At 61.7% G+C, this 21257-nt stretch carries 19 protein-coding genes, 1 tRNA gene and 2 rRNA genes (1 of these 22 cut by a window edge); 16 read left to right on the top strand and 6 right to left on the bottom strand.

What is annotated here, in order from left to right:
- The 3 genes from WDB86_RS09675 to WDB86_RS09665 all read left to right on the top strand — a co-directional run.
- Nucleotides 1–1555: ribosomal RNA gene (locus tag WDB86_RS09675) — 23S ribosomal RNA — on the top strand (it extends 1276 nt beyond the left edge of the window).
- Nucleotides 1556–1632: 77 nt separating this feature from the next.
- Nucleotides 1633–1747, top strand: a 5S ribosomal RNA gene (gene rrf, locus WDB86_RS09670).
- A gap of 60 nt (nucleotides 1748–1807) precedes the next feature.
- Nucleotides 1808–1884 (top strand) — tRNA-Met (locus WDB86_RS09665).
- Between the two features lie 462 nt (nucleotides 1885–2346).
- Here the strand turns inward: WDB86_RS09665 and WDB86_RS09660 are convergent.
- Entirely contained in the window at nucleotides 2347–2868 is a 522-nt protein-coding gene (locus tag WDB86_RS09660; RefSeq protein ID WP_406721625.1) for an invasion associated locus B family protein, read from the bottom strand.
- A 281-nt stretch (nucleotides 2869–3149) separates the two neighbouring features.
- On the opposite strand from WDB86_RS09660, the gene WDB86_RS09655 reads away from it, so the two are divergent.
- Nucleotides 3150–5051, top strand: coding sequence for an acyl-CoA synthetase (locus tag WDB86_RS09655; RefSeq protein ID WP_406735794.1), 1902 nt, complete (start codon nucleotides 3150–3152; stop codon nucleotides 5049–5051).
- Here the strand turns inward: WDB86_RS09655 and WDB86_RS09650 are convergent.
- The gene (locus tag WDB86_RS09650) at nucleotides 5032–5790 is read right to left on the bottom strand and encodes a TSUP family transporter (RefSeq protein ID WP_339108670.1); all 759 of its coding nucleotides are present in this window, start codon (nucleotides 5788–5790) and stop codon (nucleotides 5032–5034) included. The two genes, WDB86_RS09655 and WDB86_RS09650, sit on opposite strands and share 20 nt — an antisense overlap.
- A gap of 160 nt (nucleotides 5791–5950) precedes the next feature.
- Here WDB86_RS09650 and WDB86_RS09645 point away from each other — a divergent pair, with 160 nt between their 5' ends.
- The 4 genes from WDB86_RS09645 (at nucleotide 5951) to WDB86_RS09630 (ending at nucleotide 10406) form a co-directional block, all read left to right on the top strand.
- The gene (locus WDB86_RS09645) at nucleotides 5951–6835 is read left to right on the top strand and encodes a lysostaphin resistance A-like protein (protein WP_406735793.1); all 885 of its coding nucleotides are present in this window, start codon (nucleotides 5951–5953) and stop codon (nucleotides 6833–6835) included.
- A 73-nt stretch (nucleotides 6836–6908) separates the two neighbouring features.
- A complete protein-coding gene (gene accD / locus WDB86_RS09640) occupies nucleotides 6909–7877 on the top strand; it encodes an acetyl-CoA carboxylase, carboxyltransferase subunit beta (protein ID WP_406735792.1) in 969 nt (322 codons plus the stop codon).
- 131 nt (nucleotides 7878–8008) lie between these two features.
- Entirely contained in the window at nucleotides 8009–9280 is a 1272-nt protein-coding gene (locus WDB86_RS09635) for a bifunctional folylpolyglutamate synthase/dihydrofolate synthase (protein ID WP_406735791.1), read from the top strand.
- A gap of 85 nt (nucleotides 9281–9365) precedes the next feature.
- A complete protein-coding gene (locus WDB86_RS09630) occupies nucleotides 9366–10406 on the top strand; it encodes an LLM class flavin-dependent oxidoreductase (protein WP_406735790.1) in 1041 nt (346 codons plus the stop codon).
- Between the two features lie 12 nt (nucleotides 10407–10418).
- On the opposite strand, the gene WDB86_RS09625 is transcribed toward WDB86_RS09630, so the two are convergent.
- The gene (locus tag WDB86_RS09625) at nucleotides 10419–11348 is read right to left on the bottom strand and encodes a hypothetical protein (RefSeq protein WP_406735789.1); all 930 of its coding nucleotides are present in this window, start codon (nucleotides 11346–11348) and stop codon (nucleotides 10419–10421) included.
- 1 nt (nucleotide 11349) lies between these two features.
- Complete coding sequence (gene zapE, locus WDB86_RS09620) at nucleotides 11350–12447, bottom strand: cell division protein ZapE (protein WP_339108676.1); 1098 nt, start codon at nucleotides 12445–12447, stop codon at nucleotides 11350–11352.
- A 117-nt stretch (nucleotides 12448–12564) separates the two neighbouring features.
- Between zapE and WDB86_RS09615 the strand changes: the two genes are divergently transcribed.
- The 7 genes from WDB86_RS09615 (at nucleotide 12565) to WDB86_RS09585 (ending at nucleotide 18662) form a co-directional block, all read left to right on the top strand.
- The gene (locus WDB86_RS09615) at nucleotides 12565–12822 is read left to right on the top strand and encodes a DUF4170 domain-containing protein (RefSeq protein ID WP_339108677.1); all 258 of its coding nucleotides are present in this window, start codon (nucleotides 12565–12567) and stop codon (nucleotides 12820–12822) included.
- Nucleotides 12823–12831: 9 nt separating this feature from the next.
- Nucleotides 12832–14022: a 3-deoxy-D-manno-octulosonic acid transferase gene (locus WDB86_RS09610; protein ID WP_406735788.1), complete on the top strand. Its 1191-nt coding sequence runs from the start codon at nucleotides 12832–12834 to the stop codon at nucleotides 14020–14022.
- A gap of 25 nt (nucleotides 14023–14047) precedes the next feature.
- Complete coding sequence (lpxK, locus tag WDB86_RS09605; protein WP_339108679.1) at nucleotides 14048–15049, top strand: tetraacyldisaccharide 4'-kinase; 1002 nt, start codon at nucleotides 14048–14050, stop codon at nucleotides 15047–15049.
- Nucleotides 15050–15216: 167 nt separating this feature from the next.
- Complete coding sequence (gene rlmN / locus WDB86_RS09600; RefSeq protein WP_406735787.1) at nucleotides 15217–16398, top strand: 23S rRNA (adenine(2503)-C(2))-methyltransferase RlmN; 1182 nt, start codon at nucleotides 15217–15219, stop codon at nucleotides 16396–16398.
- A gap of 118 nt (nucleotides 16399–16516) precedes the next feature.
- Nucleotides 16517–16846 (top strand): DUF3140 domain-containing protein, encoded by a 330-nt coding sequence (locus tag WDB86_RS09595; protein WP_339108681.1) that lies wholly within the window; start codon nucleotides 16517–16519, stop codon nucleotides 16844–16846.
- A 119-nt stretch (nucleotides 16847–16965) separates the two neighbouring features.
- Nucleotides 16966–17940: an amidoligase family protein gene (locus WDB86_RS09590; protein ID WP_406735786.1), complete on the top strand. Its 975-nt coding sequence runs from the start codon at nucleotides 16966–16968 to the stop codon at nucleotides 17938–17940.
- Nucleotides 17937–18662 (top strand): gamma-glutamyl-gamma-aminobutyrate hydrolase family protein, encoded by a 726-nt coding sequence (locus WDB86_RS09585; RefSeq protein WP_339108683.1) that lies wholly within the window; start codon nucleotides 17937–17939, stop codon nucleotides 18660–18662. The genes WDB86_RS09590 and WDB86_RS09585 overlap by 4 nt, the downstream gene beginning before the upstream one ends.
- Nucleotides 18663–18668: 6 nt before the next feature.
- Here WDB86_RS09585 and WDB86_RS09580 read toward each other — a convergent pair whose 3' ends face one another.
- On the bottom strand, nucleotides 18669–19517 hold the full coding sequence (locus WDB86_RS09580) for an LOG family protein (RefSeq protein ID WP_339108684.1): 849 nt from the start codon (nucleotides 19515–19517) through the stop codon (nucleotides 18669–18671).
- 139 nt (nucleotides 19518–19656) lie between these two features.
- Between WDB86_RS09580 and dapD the strand changes: the two genes are divergently transcribed.
- On the top strand, nucleotides 19657–20484 hold the full coding sequence (gene dapD / locus WDB86_RS09575; protein ID WP_406735785.1) for a 2,3,4,5-tetrahydropyridine-2,6-dicarboxylate N-succinyltransferase: 828 nt from the start codon (nucleotides 19657–19659) through the stop codon (nucleotides 20482–20484).
- Between the two features lie 191 nt (nucleotides 20485–20675).
- Here the strand turns inward: dapD and WDB86_RS09570 are convergent, their stop codons facing one another.
- The gene (locus WDB86_RS09570; protein WP_406735784.1) at nucleotides 20676–21236 is read right to left on the bottom strand and encodes a DUF4202 domain-containing protein; all 561 of its coding nucleotides are present in this window, start codon (nucleotides 21234–21236) and stop codon (nucleotides 20676–20678) included.
- Between the last annotated feature and the right edge of the window lie 21 nt (nucleotides 21237–21257).

Here is a 21257-nt window from a genome sequence, read left to right as displayed (position 1 = left end):
TGACTGTGAAGCCGGGCTGTAAGGCATCCGGTGGAGTGATCAGAAGTGAGAATGTTGACATGAGTAGCGACAAACAGGGTGAGAGACCCTGTCGCCGAAAGTCCAAGGGTTCCTGCTTAAAGCTAATCTGAGCAGGGTAAGCCGGCCCCTAAGGCGAGGCCGAAAGGCGTAGTCGATGGGAACCAGGTTAATATTCCTGGGCCGTGAGATGGTGACGGATCTGAACCGTTGTTCACACTTATCGGATTGTGTGGGCAGCCTACAGGTCCCTGGAAATAGCCTCTCTATAAGACCGTACCCGAAACCGACACAGGTGGACTGGTAGAGAATACCAAGGCGCTTGAGAGAACCACGTTTAAGGAACTCGGCAAAATGCCTCCGTAAGTTCGCGAGAAGGAGGCCCCATCGCTAGGCAACTAGTGGTGGGGGGCACAAACTAGGGGGTGGCGACTGTTTACTTAAAACACAGGGCTGTGCGAAGCCGTAAGGCGACGTATACAGTCTGACGCCTGCCCGGTGCCGGAAGGTTAAAAGGAGGGGTGCAAGCTCTGAATTGAAGCCCCGGTAAACGGCGGCCGTAACTATAACGGTCCTAAGGTAGCGAAATTCCTTGTCGGGTAAGTTCCGACCTGCACGAATGGCGTAACGATCTCCCCGCTGTCTCAAACGTGGACTCAGCGAAATTGAACTGTGTGTCAAGATGCACACTACCCGCGGTTAGACGGAAAGACCCCATGAACCTTTACTACAGCTTCACACTGGCATCAGGATTGTGATGTGCAGGATAGGTGGTAGCCTTTGAAACCAGAACGCCAGTTCCGGTGGAGGCATCCTTGAGATACCACCCTTCGCACTCTTGATGTCTAACCGCGGTCCGTTATCCGGATCCGGGACCCTGTGTGGCGGGTAGTTTGACTGGGGCGGTCGCCTCCCAAAGAGTAACGGAGGCGCGCGAAGGTGGGCTCAGACCGGTCGGAAATCGGTCGTTGAGTGCAATGGCAAAAGCCTGCCTGACTGCGAGACTGACAAGTCGAGCAGAGACGAAAGTCGGCCATAGTGATCCGGTGGTCCCAAGTGGGAGGGCCATCGCTCAACGGATAAAAGGTACTCTGGGGATAACAGGCTGATGGTGCCCAAGAGTCCATATCGACGGCACCGTTTGGCACCTCGATGTCGGCTCATCTCATCCTGGGGCTGGAGCAGGTCCCAAGGGTACGGCTGTTCGCCGTTTAAAGAGGTACGTGAGCTGGGTTTAGAACGTCGTGAGACAGTTCGGTCCCTATCTGCCGTGGGTGTAGGATACTTGAGAAGAGTTGCCCCTAGTACGAGAGGACCGGGGTGAACGGACCACTGGTGGACCAGTTATCGTGCCAACGGTAGTGCTGGGTAGCTATGTCCGGACAGGATAACCGCTGAAAGCATCTAAGCGGGAAGCCCCCTTCAAAACTAGGTATCCCTTGAGGGCCGTGGAAGACCACCACGTCGATAGGCTGGAGATGTAAGTGCAGCAATGCATTCAGTTGACCAGTACTAATTGCCCGATTGGCTTGATTTGATCCAGTAGTAGACAGACACTCCTGCAGATCAAAATCATGCATACAACACAACTTGACTTGGACGCTCTTTATTCGGTTTGGTGGTCATAGCGCTGGCTATACACCCGGTCCCATTCCGAACCCGGCCGTTAAGGGCCAACACGCCAATGGTACTGCGTCTCAAGACGTGGGAGAGTAGGTCACCGCCAAACCTAATAAAGAGCGTCATTCATCTCTATAACGATAACACCCCCCAAATCAGACACAAATAACGCGGGATGGAGCAGCCCGGTAGCTCGTCAGGCTCATAACCTGAAGGTCGTAGGTTCAAATCCTACTCCCGCAACCAAATTTAGCGAACGAGCCGCAGAGCCTCCCTAGGGAGGCTTTTTTGTTGCCTATCAACACCTTGGAGCGAAGAAGGGCCTCCGAAGAGGCTCCCTACATTGCTGATGATCGTGATCCGCATCCCGTCTCGACTGTCTGGGTCATGGCCATGATCCGTATTGAGAGCCTCGATCTGCGACGTGGTGCTGGCGATGGCGGCTTCGATCCGGGTGGACTGCGCATCGGAAAGGCGTCCGCTATTTGTACGGAGGGGCATCTTTGGCCAAAGCCCGTGAAAATAGCGGTTTAGCGCAGAGGTTTTCTTGCGCCTGAAGATAGCCCCCGCGTGCGATGTGCTCAATCAGGCAGGTCACTCTGAACATCACCGGCCCGCTTGTGCCTGGAGTCTGGCGAAAACCGCACCGGTATCGCGGCAATAAAAAACGGGCCGTTTGGCCCGTTTTTTATTAACTTAAGCGTCCGCTTATTTGCAGCGGCTTTCCGCCTCGCCCATTGCGGCGGTGAAGCCCATGAGCGAGAAGGTGTCCTGCGTTTGCGTGCCGCGCGCGGAATGGGCGGTCAGCTTGACATCGGCACCGGCTTTCAGCGCTGCGATGATCTTCTTGTCCTCGTCAGGAGAACCGGCCCATGCGCCCTCGCCATCGGTGAACAGCTTGAATGTGTTGCTGCCCACGGTCATATCCACGGTCGAGCCACCTGCGAAGGGATAGCCGCCCATGAAAGACACTTCGGGCTGTTTGCCCGGGCGGAAGGTGACGAAGAGCAGGATATCACCGCGGCGCACCTGAACCGGCTTGCCGTCTTTGGTGTTCACGGTCGTCTTCGGTGCCGAAACGCCCCAGCATTCTTTCGGGCTGTTTTCAACAAAGACGCTCCAGTCGGTTTCAGCAGCGACACGGTTGGTGGTTTCCTGCGCCAATGCAGGCAGGCTCATGGCCGCACAGGTCATCGCCACGGCAACAGTGGTGCGCAGAACGGAATTCATCATAGATACAGCCTCCAGCTGCTTGGTGCCTCGGTCCCGCCAGAATGGCTTATGCTCTTTTTCTTAGCGTGAAACGGATTTCAACTCGATTTGCGGATAGTAGCGCAAAATTGACCCTACAGGAAAGCCCCTGTGGATGAATTTCACATCATTGTTGAGGCATTCTTCCGATTTCCCGTGCATCTGCGCGCAAGCAAGCCGTGGATTTACCCTGCCAAATTCGTTAGACCAGCACAATCACGCTTGAGGCGGGTATTATTTGACCAGTGGGATGTCGCGCGATGAGACATTTTAAGACCCTAGAGGATCGCCAGACCGTCGAGGCCGAGATGGCCTGGCCCGACCGTCCCAAAGCGCCCACGATCCACCGCTTCCTTTCGCAAACGGCGCAGGCGCATCCGCAGCGTCCGGCGATTTCCTTCCAGCTGTTCTCGGCCCCTAAAGCCCCTGCCGAAACTCTGGACTGGGCCGCGCTTCTGGCGGCGGTGACCCGGCTGGCCAATGCGCTCCATGCGCGCGGGATCGGGCAGGAGGACCGCGTGGCCTATGTGCTGCCAAATTGCAATGAAGCCGTGATCAGCTTTCTGGCAGGTACGGTGGCAGCGACGATCTTTCCGATCAACCCGCTGCTGGATGCCGAACATATCGCGGCGCTCCTGCGCGAGACCCGAACCCGTGTGGTGATCACCCTGCGCGCCTTTCCCCAGACCGATATCGCCCAGAAGATGGCGCAGGCCCTGGCTGATGCGCCCGAGGTCACCGATATCATCGAGATCGATCTGGCGCGCTATCTGCGCGGGGTCAAACGGCTGGCCGTGCCTTTCCTGCGGCCCAAAACGGCGCGGCTTGAAAACCGCCGCTATCACGATTTCCATAGCCTCTGCGCAAGCCAGCCTGCGGACCGTCTGGTCTTTGATGATCCGCCCGAAGATCGTATCGCGGCGATTTTCCATACCGGTGGCACTACGGGCGCACCCAAGATTGCCCAGCATCGGGTCTCGGGGATGATCTATAACGGCTGGTTGGGCGGGCATCTTCTGTTCACCGAAGAGGATGTGCTGCTGTGTCCGTTGCCGATGTTCCATGTTTTTGCGGCCTATCCGGTGCTGATGTCGGCCATCGCCAGCGGCGCGCATGTCATTTACCCCACGCCCGCGGGCTATCGCGGGACAGGGGTGTTCGACAATTTCTGGAAGCTGATCGAACGCTGGAAGGTGACCTTCCTGATCACCGTGCCCACGGCCTGTTCGGCGCTGATGCAGCGCAAGGTCGATGCTGATATCTCGTCTTTGCGGATCGCGATCTCGGGCTCGGCGCCGATGCCGCGCGAGCTCTATCACCGCTTCACCGCCGCCACGGGGGTCGAGATCGCCGAAGGCTACGGGTTGACCGAGGCCACCTGTCTGGTGGCCGTGAACCCGCCCGACGGGGTCAAGAAGATCGGCTCTATCGGTATTGCGATGCCCTATACGCAGGTCAGTATCCGGCGTCAGGAATACGGGGACGAGATCGCCTGTGCCGTGGACGAGATCGGCGAGATCTGTGTGCGCAATCCCGGGGTGGCACAGGATGCCTGCCCCAATGGCGAGGCCCGCCATACCGAAGACGGCTTCCTGCGCACCGGTGATCTGGGGCGTATCGATGCCGATGGCTATCTCTGGATCACGGGGCGGGCAAAGGATCTGATCATTCGCGGTGGGCATAATATCGACCCTGCGGTGATCGAAGAGCCGCTGGCCCGCCACCCCGCGATTGCCAATGCCGGTGCCATCGGCCAGCCGGATGCCTTTGCGGGCGAATTGCCCTGTGTCTATGTCGAACTCTGTCAGGGCCATCAGGTCAGCGAGGCCGAGCTGATGGCCTATCTGCGCGAGCATGTCCATGAACGCGCCGCCATTCCCAAACATATCGAAATCCTGCCGGAACTGCCGAAGACGGCGGTGGGCAAAATCTTCAAGCCCGAACTCCGGCGTCGGGCGATCCAGCGCGTGCTTTCGGATGTTCTGGCCGAAGCCGGACTGGCAGCGCATGTCGCGGAGGTGCGTCAGGACCGCAGGCGCGGGCTTGTGGCGCATATCCGGACCGCCCCCGAATGTGATCACGCGCAGCTGCGCCACAGGCTGGAGGAATTTGCCCTGCCTTACGAGCTGGAGGGCGCGGGCGTTACAGCAGATCCCAGATAAGCTTCAGCGCCAGCAGGCTCGAGGTGGCCACCAGCAGCGGGCGGATCAGTCGGGCCCCGTTTTTCATGGCCATATGCGAGCCCAGCCGCGCCCCGAAAATCTGCGCCACGCCCATCGAGAGCCCCATGATCCACCAAGGGGCACCCATCGCGGCAAAGCCGATCAGCCCGCCGGTATTGGAGGCGAAATTCAGAAGCTTGGTATGGGCGGTGGCCTTCAGCACGCCATAGCCCGCCAGCATCACGAAGCCGATCATGAAAAAGCTCCCCGTGCCGGGGCCGATCAGGCCATCGTAAAAGCCGATCAGGGGCACGATGAAGGCGGTGAAGGTGGCGGGGGGCATACGCTGGGCGCGGTCCTCGTCCCCCAGGCCCGGACGGAAGGCGAAAAAGGCGGCAATCGCGATCAGGATCACCGGCAGCGCATAACGCAGCCCGTCGGTCGGGATCTTCGACACAAGGACTGCGCCCAGCAGACCCGCACAGCCCGACAAAAGCGCCGCCTTCCATTGTGTCCGCAAATTCACATGCCCCGATCCGGCATAGGATAAAGCCGCGGTGGCGGCTCCGAAGACGCCCTGCACCTTATTGGTGGACAGCGCCTGTAGCGGCGAGGCCCCTGCCATGATCAGGATCGGCACGGTGATCAGCCCGCCCCCTCCGGCAATGGCATCCACAAACCCCGCCAGAAAAGCGGCTCCCAAAAGCAGCATGGCCAGATCGAACGAGACTTCAAACACAGGAACCTCCCTAAGGCCGTATGGATGTGGGAAAAACAGGATCGCGACTGTCTGCCGGCCGGCAGGGAATGTAAAGAGGCGCAACCCGAAAGAGCGTTTGATGACAAGGCCGCGCAAAGCTCTTACTGTGCGGCATATTCTGTAACCGCCCGGATCTGACGTGCCCCATTATCCCCTGCTTGCCAGCTACACCGCCCCCGCCCGTGCCACCGCCGAACTCTGGCGCAGCCTTGTCGGGATTCTCGCGATTATGGCGATCTATGCGCTGGGGGCCTCGACCCTGATCGGGATGAGCCTCGCCCATATGACGGGGATGGCGCAGGTTTTCCGGTTGCAGGAAATTGCCACCGGCTCCAGCCCCTTTGGCGTCACCGTGCTGCTGGCAAGCTTTCTGCCGCTTGTGGCTGGCGTGCTGATTGTCACGCAATATCTGTGCAAACGCCCCGCCAACAGCCTGTTCGGCGCCGGATGGGGGGCCGATTTCCGCCGTGCCTTCTGGCCCCTGCTGGCGTTGGGGGTGGTGATGGCGTGGATCGGTTCACGGGCACCGGATGTCGGCCATGCCACGGCGCTGTCGGCGGCGCTGCCGTGGTGGCCTGTGGTTATCCCGCTTGTCTTCGTGCAGATCTGCTCCGAGGAAGTGCTGTTTCGCGGCTTTCTGATGCAGCAGCTGGGCGCGTGGTCGAACAACAATGTCCTGATCTGCATGGGGGGGCCATCGATCCTGTTCGGGGTGCTGCATTACGACGCGGGCACCTATGGCGCACAGGCGCTGTGGCCGGTGATCTGGGCGGCGTTCTACGGTGTTCTGGCCTCGGATCTGACCGCACGGACCGGCAATCTGGGCGCGGCGCTGGCCTTCCATTTGGTCAATAACCTCTCGGCGATCCTGCTGGTCAGCTATTACGGCCATATCGACGGGGTTGCCCTGTTCAGTATTGTGGCGAACCTCCAAGATTTTAACACAATCGCCCCAGCAATGCTGGTCGATGGTGCGTCAATTACGGTTTCATGGCTTTTGATCCGCCTGAGCCTGCGGGTTTGAACGCTGGTTGATTGCATTTCTTCGCGACCCGTCTTATCTGGACCGCAATAGGAGCCAAAGGGGCCGCAAGAACATGAACTGGATCTCGAACTACGTCCGCCCGAAGATCAATTCGCTTTTCTCGCGCCGGGAGATCCCGGAAAATCTCTGGACGAAATGTCCGGAATGCGGGTCCATGCTGTTTCACCGCGAACTGGCTCAGAACCTGAATGTTTGCACGAATTGCGGCCACCACATGGCGATCAGCCCCCGCAGGCGCTTCGAGGCGCTGTTTGACGGTGGCATCTTCACCGAGGTGAAAGTGCCGGAGCCGATCGTCGATCCGCTGCATTTCAAGGACCAGAAGAAATATCCCGAGCGGATGAAAGCCGCCCAGAAGAATACCGGCGAGAAAGAAGCCATGCTGGTGGTCGAGGGCGAGATCGGTCGCACCCCCATCGTGGCGGCGGCGCAGGATTTCAGCTTCATCGGCGGGTCGATGTCGATGTATGTCGGCAATGCGATTGTGGCCGCAGCCGAACGCGCGGTGAAACTGGGCCGCCCGCTGGTGCTGTTTTCGGCCGCCGGTGGTGCGCGGATGCAGGAGGGGATTCTGTCGCTGATGCAGATGCCGCGCACGACTGTGGCTGTGGATATGCTGCACGAAGCGGGCCTGCCCTATATTGTTGTGCTGACCCATCCGACCACCGGTGGGGTGACGGCCTCTTATGCGATGCTGGGCGATGTGCAGATTGCCGAGCCCAATGCGCTGATCTGCTTTGCAGGCCCGCGTGTGATCGAGCAGACCATCCGCGAGAAGCTGCCCGAGGGTTTCCAGCGCGCCGAATATCTCTTGGATCACGGTATGCTGGACCGCGTGACGCCCCGCAAGGAGCTGCGTGAGGAACTGATCACCATCATCCGTATGATGATGAACATGCCGCCTGCGATTGCCGCCGATCTGCCTGCGCCGGAAATCAAGGCAGAGGTGCCTGAAGTGGCTGAGGAGGCGCCTGCCGCCGCCAAAGCCGCGCCCCAGCCTGCGGCGGACGCCAAGGGTTGACCTGTCGCGCCGGAGCGACCCGGCGTTTGCACGATATCGGCGGGTCGCGGCGCCGCGGGCATCGAGCCCCCGCCCCCGCGCAGGGATGCGCCATTGGCGCACCCTGATTGCCTATGCCTGAGGGGGCTTTCATGAGGGACACGTCCGATATCATCCTGCAGCGTCTGATGGGGCTGCATCCCAAGATCATCGATCTGACGCTGGACCGGATGGAGCGTCTGCTGACCGCTTTGGGCGAGCCGCAGGACAAGATTCCGCCCGCGATCCATATTGCGGGGACCAATGGCAAGGGATCCACCCAAGCCATGATCCGCGCGGGGCTCGAGGCGGCGGGCAAGTCGGTCCATGCCTATACCTCACCGCATCTGGCGCGCTTTCACGAGCGCATCCGTCTGGCCGGAGAGCTGATTTCCGAGGCCGAGCTTTCTGCCATGCTGGATGAATGCGAGGCCCGCAACAACGGCGGGAATATCACCTTTTTCGAGATCACCACCTGTGCGGGCTTTCTGGCCTTTTCGCGCCATCCGGCGGATTACACGCTGCTGGAGGTGGGGCTTGGCGGACGGCTGGATGCGACCAATGTGATCACGCCTGCGCTGTCGATCATCACGCCTGTCGATCTGGACCACCAGCAATATCTGGGCGAGACTCTGGCCGAGATTGCCGCCGAGAAGGCGGGCATCATCAAGCGCGGGGTTCCGGTGATCATCGGCCCGCAGCATGACGAGGCGCTGGAGGTCATCGAGGCCCGCGCCGCGCGTCTGGGCGCGCCGGTTCTGGCCTATGGCCAGCAGTGGCATGTGCGCGAAGAGGCGGGGCGTCTGGTCTATCAGGACGAGACCGGCCTGCTGGATCTGCCGCTGCCCAATCTTCCCGGACCGCATCAGGTGATGAATGCAGGCGCCGTGCTGACGGCGCTGCGTTTCCTTGGCTGTGACGAGGCCGCCTGTGAGGCGGCGGTGACACAGGCCGAGTGGCCCGCACGGATGCAGAAGCTGAAGACCGGCCCTCTGGTCGAGGCCGCGCAAGGTGCGGAGCTGTGGCTGGATGGCGGGCATAACCCTGCCGCAGGCGCGGTGATTGCGGCAACGCTGGACCGCCTGCCCGCCCGCCCTACGCATCTGATTTGCGGCATGTTGAATACCAAGGATATCGTGGGGTATCTGCATCCGCTGGCCAAGCGCGCCCGGAGCCTGACGGCTGTGTCCATCCCCGGTGAGGCCAATACCCTTCCGGCAGAGGCCACCGCAGAGGCGGCCACCCGCGCGGGCTTTGCCCATGTGGCCGAGGCAGAGACGGTTGCGCAGGCTCTGGCGGATATTGTCGCGAAAGATCCCCATGCGCGGGTGCTGATCTGCGGCTCGCTCTATCTGGCGGGCGCTGTGCTGCGCGAGAACGGCTGATCTTTTTGAACAGGGTCTGTGCGGGAAAGGGGCTGGGGAGCTGGCCCCGTTTTGCCTAGATTGTGCTCCAGCGAAGGAGCCTTTCATGACCCATCTCGAACTTGGCCTCGATACATTCGGGGATATCACGACCGACGATAGCGGCGAGCGGTTGTCGCCGGCGCAGGTGATCCGCAATACCGTGGCCGAAGGGGTTCTGGCCGAAGAGGCGGGGGCCGATTTCATTGGTCTGGGCGAGCATCACCGCCCCGATTTCGCGATCTCCTCGCCGGAGCCGATCATGTCGGCCATTCTGGCACAGACCTCGCGTATCAAGGTCGGAACGTCGGTGACGGTGCTCAGCTCGGACGACCCGATCCGCCTGTTCCAGCGGTTTTCCACCATGAATGCTTTCGGGCAGGGGCGCGCCGAAGTCACCCTTGGCCGCGGGTCCTTTACCGAGAGCTTTCCGCTGTTCGGTTTCGCATTGGAGGATTACGAGGCGCTGTTTGACGAGAAGTTCGAACAGTTCGTCACATTGATCCGCAACGAGAAGGTGAGCTTTGAAAGCCGCTTCCGGCCTGCCCTGAAAAACGCCATGGTCCATCCGCGCCCCGAAGTTCCCATCCGGACATGGCGCGGTGTGGGGGGCTCGCCCGAGAGTATCGTCTCGGCGGCGGCGCATGATCTGCCGCTGCTGGTGGCGATCATCGGCGGTGCGCCTGCGCGCTTTGCGCCACTGGTGGATCTGTATCGCCGCGCCCATGCGCAGATGGGGACCACGCCGAAAGAGGTCGGCGTGCATAGTCCGGGCTTTGTGGCCGAAACCGACGAGCTTGCCCGCGAGACCTATTTCGAGGGCTACCAGAAGATGCATGCGTCGATTGGCGCCTCGCGGGGCTGGCCGCCGCTGCGGCGCGAGGATTACCTGCGCGAAATCGAACATGGCTCGCTTTATGTCGGCGCGCCCGAGACGGTCGCGTTGAAAATCGCCTCGACAGTGGCGACGCTGGGGCTGAGCCGGTTCCAGTTGAAATACAGCTCGGGTCCGCAGAAAGCCTCGGCCATCCTGCGCAATATCGAGCTTTACGGCACGAAGGTGATCCCGCGCGTACGCGAGATCCTTGACCAGATGCCCAGAAGCTGAGGGCCGCGCCGATCAGCCAAGCCACGCCTTAGCGACGGGGATCAGGCGGTCCGCGTCGCCGAGGCGGTCGGCAAACCGGCGGACCAATGTCTCGCCCGCGAAGAAGGGCACCATGTCCTGCCATTCGGCCTGCGGCAGGACATCGCTTGCCGACATGGCCGTAACCTCGTCGACCGGCAGGCCGGCGCGCCCCAGATGCTCCGCGCGGTCGCTCGCCCGCCAGCTGAGGAAACGTGCCATATCACGGGCAATCGGCAGGAGCGGGAACCGGTCGATATCGAAGCCCCAGAGCGTTTTACCGTCAGGGGCGACATTCAGGTTGCGGTCGACGAAATCTCCGTGGCTGCGGGCGCGCAGCACCATCTTGCCATTCAGATCGGGCGCCATACGGGCCAGTTTGTCGAGGATTTCGCCCGATAGCCTGCGCGCCTCGCCCTGCATATGCCGGTGCGGAAGGTCCTCGATCTGGCGCAGCCAGAAAGTGGCGTAGAACCGGCCTTCTTCGCGGGTGGGCGCGGTGTAGCGTGCCAGCCAGTGTCCCGCCGCCCCGACCAGCCGCAGCCGCATATCGGGGGCGGCATCTTTGAGGACGCGATCCAGCCGGAGACCGGGGGTGCGGCCCATGATGATCATGCCCTGCGAGGCGAAAGAGGCCACCAGCGCCACCACCCGATGCGCCCCGTCCTGCATATGGCCCGCATGGCCCAGAGCCTCGGCCATCAGGGTGGCGCGGGCAGGGCCCTTGTCACCGAAGAACTGCTTGAGCACAAAGCTTTCGTCGCGGCGGCGGATGACCGCCACGGCGCGGTCTGGGGTCAGGCGCAGCACCTCTTCCACACGGGTGCCCGCCCAGCCGGGTAACAGGTTCAGAGCGCGTTTCAGATCTCGGGCAACCGCTTCGATCTCTTCGATCCGGGAAATATCGCGCTCTAGGGCCTGCATCTCAGTCTCCGTGGTCTTGCCCCCAATCCGCGGCCTGCATTTCGCGCAAACGGGAGGCGGTGCGTTCAAATTCGAAACTGCCGGTGCCCTCGTTATAGAGATGTTCGGGTTCGGCTGCTGCAGAGGCAATCAGCCGGACCTTCGCCTCGTAGAGCGCATCGATCATGGTTACAAAACGCTTAGCCTCGTTAAATTTAGATGAATCCAGACTGGGAATCCCGTCCAAAAACAAAACGCGAACATTTTCGGCGATAACCAGATAGTCGCCAGCGCCCAAATTTGCGGCACATAGATCCCAGAACGACGCGCGCGCCACGCCATTGTGGTAATGCGGCAACGTGATTTCGCGGCCCTTATGGGCCAGAGACAGTTTCTCGTCATGGCCGCCGGTCAGTTCAGCCCAAAGGCTGTCCATCTGCGTCTTGGCTTCACGGTCGGCGGGGGTGAAATAGACCTGCTGCCCCGACAGACGGTTCTGGCGGTAGTCATTGACCGAGATGATCTCGTGCACCTCCAGCTTGTCGCGCAGGATCGCGATAAAGGGCAGGAAAAGCTGGCGGTTAAGCCCGTCCTTATACAGATCCTCGGGCACGCGGTTCGAGGTGGTCACCACCACGACACCCGCTTCGAACAGCAACTCGAACAGCCGCCCCACGATCATCGCATCGGCGATATCGGTGATCTGCATCTCGTCGAAACAGAGCAGTTTCAGCTCGGAAGCGATTCGTTTTGCCACCGGCTGGATCGCATCCTCGACCTTGGCCTTGCGCGCTTTCTCGATGTCGTTTTGCACTTCCTGCATGAAGGCGTGGAAATGCACGCGGCGCTTGGGCGCTGTGACCGCCTCGCAGAACAGGTCCATCAGCATGGATTTCCCGCGTCCTACGCCGCCCCAAAGATACAAGCCCTTGATCTGCGGCGGCGCGGCTTTTTTGCCGAACATACCGAAAAATCCGGCTTTGGGCGGGGTCTCGGGGAGGGTTTCCAGATCGCGGCGAACGCGCTCCAGAAGCGGTAATACGGCGCGCTGCGCATCATCGCCACGCAGGGTGCCCTCGGCCACGCGGGCCTCGTAGATCTGGGAAAGTGTCTGTGTCATGGCAATTAGGTATCTCTTGCTCACGCATTTGAAAAGCAACCAAATGCGCTGCATACCTTGAGAAGCGCGCGCGCTTGGCCTAGGGTCGCGCCATTCTCACAAGAGAGGTTCATCGAAATGCCCAAATCTCCGACGCAACGTCTGCATCTCGTGTTCGGCGGCGAACTCATCGATCCGCAGAAGACCGTCTTTCGCGACGTAAAAGACATCCACATCGTCGGGATCTATCCCAATTATGCGGAAGCTTTCAACGCTTGGAAAGCCGAAGCGCAGCGCACCGTGGATAACGCCCATATGCGTTATTTCATCGCGCATCTCCATCGCCTGCGCGATGAAGAAATGGAAGCGGCGCCGACCGCCGAACTCGGGTTCTGATACCCTATCATGCCGGTTCCGCTCTGGTTGCACCTGAAACTGTCGGGGCTGAACCGGCCATCTGCCCTGCCCGAGCGTCTGACGCCCGTTGCAGGCCGCACGAAGCCACCCATCTGGGTCCGGCTGTCGGGCGTTTCCTCCCTTCCCCATATCGAAGCTGTGCTGCAGATGCTGATCGGGCGTCTGGCGGACCGTCCGTTTATCGTGACAGGTCCTGCGACTTTGCTGGATCGTGTGGCGCTGCCGCGGGAATGCCATCCCTTTCCCGATCCGCCCGATACCAATGCCGATATCCACGCCGCGCTCACGGTCTGGGCGCCCGATCTGGTGCTGCTGATCGGGCAGGATCTGCCGCCTGCGCTGATTTCGGGGGCGCATAGCCACGCGATCCCGATCATTCTGGCGGGCGGGCACCATCCCCGAACCGCCTATGCCGCGCGGCTGCTGCGCATGGTCCATACCATTCTGACCGAGACCACCGAGGAAAACCTGCATCTGATCGGCCTCGGCGCGCATCCGAACCGGCTGATCGCCTGCGGCCCGCTGTCGCTGCCGCCGCCGCCGTTAAGCTGTTCCGGAAAAGAGCTGGTGGCGATGGGCGATCTTTTGCAAAACCGCCCCACATGGTTTGCGACCTCGGTGCCCGAGGACGAGATGGACATGGTGCTTGAGGCCCATATGCAGGCCCTGCGCCATGCCCACCGGCTGCTGCTGTTTCTGGCCCCCGACAGTTCCGGCGATGCCGTGGAGCTGGCGCAGAGGCTGACGGATGAGGGCTGGCATGTCGCGCGGCGCTCTCTGGAGGGCGAGCCGGACCCGCATACGCAGGTCTTCATTGCCGATGACCCCGATGATTACGGCTTGTGGTACCGGCTGGCCCCGCTGTCCTATATCGGCGGCACCTTCAGTGGCCAGTCGCGCGCGCCGCGCTCGCCTATGGAGGCCGCCGCTCTTGGCTCGGCGGTGCTGCACGGGCCGGATACCGGCGCCTTCGAGGCCGCCTATCACGAGCTTCAGGCCGGTCAGGCCAGCAAGCGCCTGACCTCGAAGGACGATCTGTCCGAAGCGGTGATCGACCTGCTTGCCCCGCATCGCGCCGCCTTTCTGGCCCGCAATGCCTGGGATGTTGAAACCGCTGGTGCGGGCGCGATAGAAGCCCTGATCGATGCCATCCATCAGGCCCTTCCCGCCGCGCCCTAATTCCCTGTCATGATCGGAGCCACCCATGCGCCCGCCCGCCTTCTGGTATAGCGCCCCTTCACAGCCAAGCCTTATGGCAAGATTGCTGGCCCCGTTAGGACATGTGACCGCGAAAGCCACACAGAAGCGTCTTGCGCATAGGGGCGTTCACCTTTCGGTGCCGGTGATCTGTGTCGGGAATATCAATGCGGGCGGCACGGGGAAGACCCCGACCACCATCGCCATCGCGCAGATGCTGCAGGAGGAAGGGCTGACCCCGCATATTGTCAGCCGCGGGCACGGGGGGCATCTGGAGGGGCCCGTGCAGGTTGATCCCGATCGCCATCAGGCGGCGGAGGTGGGCGACGAGCCTCTGCTACTGGCCGCCTTTGCCCCGACATGGGTTTCAAAAGACCGCGCCCGTGGGGGCGAGGCCGCCGAAGCTGCGGGTGCGGATGTCATCTTGCTTGATGACGGTCACCAGAATCCCGGCTTGGTCAAGGATCTGACGATCGTGGTGGTGGATGCCCATAAGGGCTTCGGCAATGGTCGCTGTCTGCCTGCAGGCCCTTTGCGCGAACCTGTTGCAACGGGGCTTGCGCGCGCGGATCTGCTGATGTCGATCGGGAACGAGGCGGCCCAGATGCGGTTCCAGACCCTTTGGGGCGATGCCTTGCCCTGTCCGCATCTCAAGGCCAGTCTGCAACCTCTGGCCACCGGCATGGACTGGCAGGGGCTGGCCTGCCTTGCTTTTGCCGGCATCGGGCATCCCGAGAAGTTTTTCGACACGCTGCGCGGCCTCGGTGCGGATCTTCAGCGGTGCGAGGCGCTGGATGACCACCAGCCCTTTACCCGACAGCTTCTGTCGCGGTTGGAGCTGGAGGCGAGACAGTCCGGACTGCAGCTTGTCACCACGGAAAAGGACGCCGTGCGCCTTCCGGCAAGTTTCCGACCGCAGGTGCTGACGCTTCCGGTGCGGCTGGAGATTGCGCAAAAGGCCATGTTGCGCGATGTGCTCAGGGGCCTGATCCCTCCTCGGCAGGGCTGAAGCCGGAGGGCGGGCGCAGGTGACATTGGCCCGTCGTTGGACAGTTGCAGGGGCGATAACCACGCCGGTTTGCGGCCCGGGGACCGATGCGCTGGGCCTGTGCGCCTTTGCTATTTGAATTTTGCGCCGAATCCTGTATAGGGGCCACTCATTTTCAGGAAATCGCCATGACCGACGCATCCGCACCGATCACGCAGGACGTGCTGACGATCCCGCGTAGAGACCTCTCTTCCGACAAGATCAATCTTGTTGGCCTCACCCGCCCGCAGCTGCGCGCGGCGCTCATCGAGGCTGGCACGCCCGAGAAGCAGGCGAAGATGCGTGAAGGCCAGATTTGGCAATGGGTCTATTACTGGGGCGTGCGCGATTTCAACGCGATGACCAATCTGGCCAAAGCCTACCGCGAGATGCTGGAGGCCAAGTTCGAGATCCGCCTGCCCGAAGTGGTGACGCGTCAGATCTCGGAGGATGGCACCCGCAAATATCTGCTGCGTATTCAGGGCGGGCATGAGGTCGAGGCCGTCTATATCCCCGAAGAGGGGCGCGGGACGCTGTGCGTGTCGTCTCAGGTGGGCTGCACGCTGACCTGCTCCTTCTGCCATACCGGCACGCAGAAACTGGTGCGCAACCTGACCGCAGGCGAGATTGTCGGCCAGTTGATGCTGGTGCGCGACGATCTTGGCGAATGGCCCGAGCAGAACTCGCCCAAGAACGAACAGCGTCTTGTGTCGAACGTCGTGCTGATGGGCATGGGCGAGCCGCTCTATAACTTCGATAACGTCCGCGATGCGATGAAAGTGGTGATGGATGGTGAGGGGCTGTCGCTCTCGCGTCGCCGGATCACGCTGTCGACCTCGGGCGTGGTGCCGGAGATTGCCAAGACCGCCGAAGAGATCGGCTGCCTTCTGGCGATCAGCTTCCACGCCACCACCGACGAGGTGCGCAACAAGCTGGTGCCGATCAACAAGCGCTGGAATATCGAGGCGCTGCTGAACGCGCTGCGCGATTACCCGCGCCTGTCGAATTCGGAACGCATCACCTTTGAATATGTGATGCTGAAGGATGTGAATGACACCGACGAGGATGCACGCCGTCTGATCAAGCTGATCAGGGGCATTCCCGCCAAGATCAACCTGATCCCCTTCAACGAATGGCCCGGCGCGCCCTATCAGCGCTCGGATTGGGAGCGGATCGAGCGGTTCGCGGATATCATCTATAAAGCGGGCTATGCCTCGCCGATCCGCACCCCGCGTGGCGAGGATATCATGGCCGCCTGTGGCCAGTTGAAATCCGCCACCGAACGGGCGCGGAAGTCCCGCAAGGACATCGAATCCGAGGCCGGTCTGTAAGCCTTCGGGCCGCCCTTCGGGGCGGCCTTTTGCATTGTGACGGTTCCGTAAACTTTTCGGGAACCGGATGCTGCGGCGCGGCGTTCTTTCCAGATCAATTCCTGACCTGGGGGGCATCATGACGCAGGATGAACAACGCGACATTCTTGATGATTGGCATGACCTGATGAATATGAAACCGGCCGAGCTGGAAGCATGGCTGGACACCGAGGAAAGCCGCAGCGCCTGTGCGATGCTGGGGCAGAACGGCCAGTTGACGGCGCTGAAGGTGCTGGAGCTTGCGCGCCTCAAGCCCACCGATCTGACCGCCGCCGAATGGAGCAAGATGCGCGAGATCACCTTTGATATCGAGCGGACCTTGGCGGCAGGCCGTCCGGCAGATCTGTCGCAGCAGGCCGCTTGGCGCTATGCTTTGATGAATTGCGGCCACGATCCCTTGCGATACTGACGCCCCGTCCCTGACGCTTTCTCCGCGACCGGTGTCGAAAGCCCGCGTTGCGCAAGGCGGTCACATCTGGGGAACGTTTCCGTGATGGGATGCGTTCACCGGATAGGACGGAGACGAGAATGACCGATATAAGGATCGCCGCGCCAGAGCGTTTTGCCCCGCTGCCCAATAGGACCGGACCGGATGGCACCCCGCGCCGTATCGGCGTCGAGGTGGAATTTGCCGGTCTGGACGAGGCGGAAACGGCCCGACTTGCCGCCACTTTTCTGGGCGGCACGGCTCAGCGCGCCGAAGGGGATGACTGGAAGGTGCGTGGCACGCGGATCGGTGATCTGGATATCTATCTGGACATCGCGTTGCGCAAATCGCTTTCCGGTCCGCTGCGCGATCTCGGGATGCGGCTCGGGCGCGAGGTGCTTCCGGTCGAGATCGTGACCCAGCCGCTGACTTTGGAGCAGCTTGCCGATCTTTCCACCTTTCTGACAACGCTGCGCGAGCGCGGGGCATTGGGCAGCGAAGCCAGCGCCTTTTACGGCTTTGGCGTGCATTTTAACCCCTCGATTGCGGGGCCGGACCATGTGGTGCGCCCGCTTCTGGCCTATGCGCTGCTTGAACCGTGGATGCGGCGGGCGCTTCCCATCGAGATGACGCGGCAGGCTTTGCCCTTTACCGACCGCTATCCCGAAAAGCTGGTGCGCCATCTGGTGGAACTCGGGCCGGAGGCTTCCCTGCCCGATGTGATCCGCGCCTATCGCGAGGCCACTTTGTCGCGCAATCACGGGCTGGATATGCTGCCGGTCTTTGTCGAGCTGCATCCCGAGATCATTGCCGCAAGCGATGGCAAGGGCGGCACGGTCAATCCGCGCCCCGCTTTCCACTTCCGGCTGCCCGATTGCCGTATCTCGGACCCGCAATGGTCGCTGGATTACGAATGGCGCCGCTGGTGGCTCGTCGAACAGGTGGCCAGCAAGGAAGCGGTGCTGCGGCAGCTTTGCCGTGACTGGCCCGCCGAGCATAGCGGCATGAACTTCCTTGGTCTGGGCTGGCCCGAACATGTCGGGCGCATCCTGCGCGATGCGGATCTGATCGGATGAGCCGCGGGATGCGCCCTGTGATCGGGGTCACCACTTCGGTGAAAACCGGCTGGCGGGTCTTTCCGTTCATCGCCTTCGGGGTCTGGCTGGCGGGGGGACGTTCGGTGCGCTGGAGCACGCGGGGCGAGGCCGATGCAACGCAGGTGGACGGTGTCATCGTGGGCGGCGGGGATGATATCTCGCCCGAGCTTTATGGCGGAGAGCTGGTCACAACGGCCGTGCTGGACCCCGCGCGCGATAGGCTCGAGGCGGGGGTGGTGGCGCAGGCCTTCGATCTGGGGAAGCCGGTTTTGGGCATTTGCCGCGGGTCGCAGATGCTGAATGTGGCACTGGGCGGCACGCTGCATCAGGATGCCTACAGCCATTATGGCGCGCGCAAATATTCGACGCTCTTGCCCAAGAAGGATGTGCAGGTGATTGCGGGCACCCGACTGGCCCAGCTGACAGGGGCGGCGCCGATGCGGGTGAACGCGTTGCACAGTCAAGCCGTGGACCGTCTGGGAGAGGGGCTGGTGGTGGCGGCGCGCGACCCCTCGGGAATGGTGCAGGCCATTGAACGGATCGCCGATCCCTTTGCCTTGGGGGTGCAATGGCATCCCGAATATCTCACCTATGCCCGCCGTCAGCGCGCGCTGTTTCGGGCGTTGGTGGCGGCTGCGCGCGCCTGTCGGGAGGATCGCGCGCAGCTTGCCGAAGTCAGTGCCGAGGCGCTGACCCTTTAGGCGGGGTCAGCATTCACACTCGGGGTGGAAAGCCTCCAGCACGGCCATCGCCTCTTCTGCCGTCTCGACAAAGCGCACCAGATCCAGATCCTCATGCGCGATGGTGCCTGCCTCGGCCAGCGCCTCCCAGTTGATGATCTTCTGCCAGAATTCACGGCCGAACAGGATGACCGGCACCCGTTTCATCCGTCGGGTCTGGATCAGGGTAAGGCTTTCGAACATCTCGTCCAATGTCCCGAAGCCCCCCGGAAAGACCACGATCGCCGCGGCGCGCATCAGGAAGTGCATTTTGCGGATGGCGAAATAGTGGAAGTTGAAGGACAGGGCAGGGGTGACATAGGCATTGGGGGCCTGTTCATGCGGCAACAGGATATTCAGCCCGATAGATTCCCCGCCCGCTTTATGCGCACCGCGATTGCCGGCCTCCATCACCCCCGGGCCGCCGCCCGTGCAGACCACCAGCTCGCGGCCATAGGCCTCGAGCGAACGGGCGGTGACCAGTTCGGCAAACCGTTCGGCCTCGGTGTAATATTTTGTCAGCTCGGCCAGTTGCGGTGTCTTGGCGGTGTCTTTCTTTTCGGGCGAGGGAATGCGTGCACCGCCAAACATGACCACCGTCGATTCGATGCCACGTTCATCCATGATGAGCTGTGGCTTGAGCAGTTCAAGCTGCAGGCGCACGGGCCGCAGCTCTTCGCGCATCAGGAAGTCTTTATCGGTGAAGGCCAGCTTGTAGGCGGGCGAGCGGGTCTGCGGCGTGTCGGGAACACGCTCGGCAGAGCGGGCATCCTCGACACTGTCGCGCAGCGTCGAATTATGCGGCTCCTGAAAGGCGGGGTCGTGTTCGCTGGCCATGAAAACTCCTGTTTCTGAATTTCGGCGAACCTATGCGCTTTGTCGCGGTTCTGCCAGACTCCCATAAAACAGGTTTTGCATTGAGAAATTCCGAAAGCACTGGCATTACGGGTCTCAATCGAAATGCTTGGAGAAGACCATGTCGAATGCACAGCTTGAAGCGGCCATCGAAGCCGCCTGGGAAACCCGCGACACGATCACGCCCGCAACCACCGGCGAGACCCGCGAGGCGATCACCGATACCCTGAACGCATTGGATTCGGGCAAGCTGCGCGTGGCCGAAAAGCAGGCAGACGGCAACTGGCATGTGAACCAATGGGCGAAGAAAGCCGTGCTGCTGGGCTTCCGCCTGAAAGACATGGAAATCCACGAAGGCGGCCCGCAAGGCAGCGGCTGGTGGGATAAGGTCGACAGCAAGTTCAAAGGCTGGGGCGAGAACCAGTGGAAGGCCGCAGGCTTCCGCGCCGTGCCCAACTGCGTCGTGCGCAAATCTGCCTTTATCGCCAAGGGCGTGGTGCTGATGCCCTCTTTCGTGAACCTCGGCGCCTATGTCGATGAAGGCACCATGGTCGATACTTGGGCGACCGTCGGCTCCTGCGCACAAATCGGCAAGGGCGTGCACCTGTCGGGCGGCGTCGGCATCGGCGGCGTGCTGGAACCCATGCAGGCGGGTCCGACCATCATCGAGGACAACTGCTTCATCGGTGCGCGCTCCGAGGTTGTCGAGGGCGTGATCGTCCGCGAGGGCTCGGTGCTGGGCATGGGCGTCTATATCGGCCAGTCGACCAAGATCGTGGACCGTGAAACCGGCGAAGTGATGTATGGCGAAGTGCCGCCCTATTCGGTGGTCGTCTCGGGCTCCATGCCGTCGAAAAACGGCGTCAGCCTCTATTGCGCCGTGATCGTGAAACGTGTGGACGAAAAGACCCGTTCGAAAACCGGCGTGAACGAGTTGCTGCGCGACTGACTTCCGGTGCAGCCCCTCAGGGCTGCCATTCTGCCAGACAGCCCCCGAAGATCTCTTCGGGGGCTGTTTTCGTAAACAGCCGTACGTTTGCCACGCCCAGATAGGGGGCAGACCGGAAGCGGCTTTCCGCGAACGGCTCCGGCTCTGGCGACATCATCTGATAAAGTCAGGGCAAAATCCGGGGCAAAGCCTCAGGCAAAGGCTGCCGCGAAGGCCTCGGGCATCTCGAATGTGGCAAGGGCTTTCTCGCGCGCCTCGGGCGACATTTTACGCGCAGTTTTCCGGACGATCTCCAGAAGCTGCTCCGTCTCTTGGGTCTGCGCGAACCCGCCCAGATAATGGCGGATGAAGGTAAAGCAGATGATATCTTCCAGCGCCTGCACTTCCGTGTCGCGCTTGATCCCTTCCTTGCGCAGCATCTTTTCGACCTGCGCGACATCCTCGGCCCCATAGCCCGCCTCTGCGATGATCGCCCCCACACGGGCGGCATGCCTGCGGCCCTGTTCGCGACGCCATTCCAGATAGCCTGCACGACCTTGTGGATAGGTGTCGCGCGGCAATGTCCAGCGTTCGATATGCTGGCCCCGCGCCGCGATTTTCAGGCGGTCCGAGGCATGGGGACACAGCGCCGCCTGCTCGGCGCTCATGCGCTGACCGTATAGCAGGGCGGCAGGCTGGCCGTCCTCCAGATTGGGGTCTTGCGCATTTGCGGCATCAATGGCGGCGAAAGCGGTCTCTAGCTGGGTCGTCATGGCGGGGCTCCTAACTGGTCC

It is taken from the genome of Thioclava sp. GXIMD4215 (genome assembly GCF_045291555.1).
In the GTDB taxonomy this organism is placed as follows: Bacteria; Pseudomonadota; Alphaproteobacteria; order Rhodobacterales; family Rhodobacteraceae; genus Thioclava; species Thioclava litoralis.
This window is presented reverse-complemented; position numbering and strand designations above follow the sequence as displayed.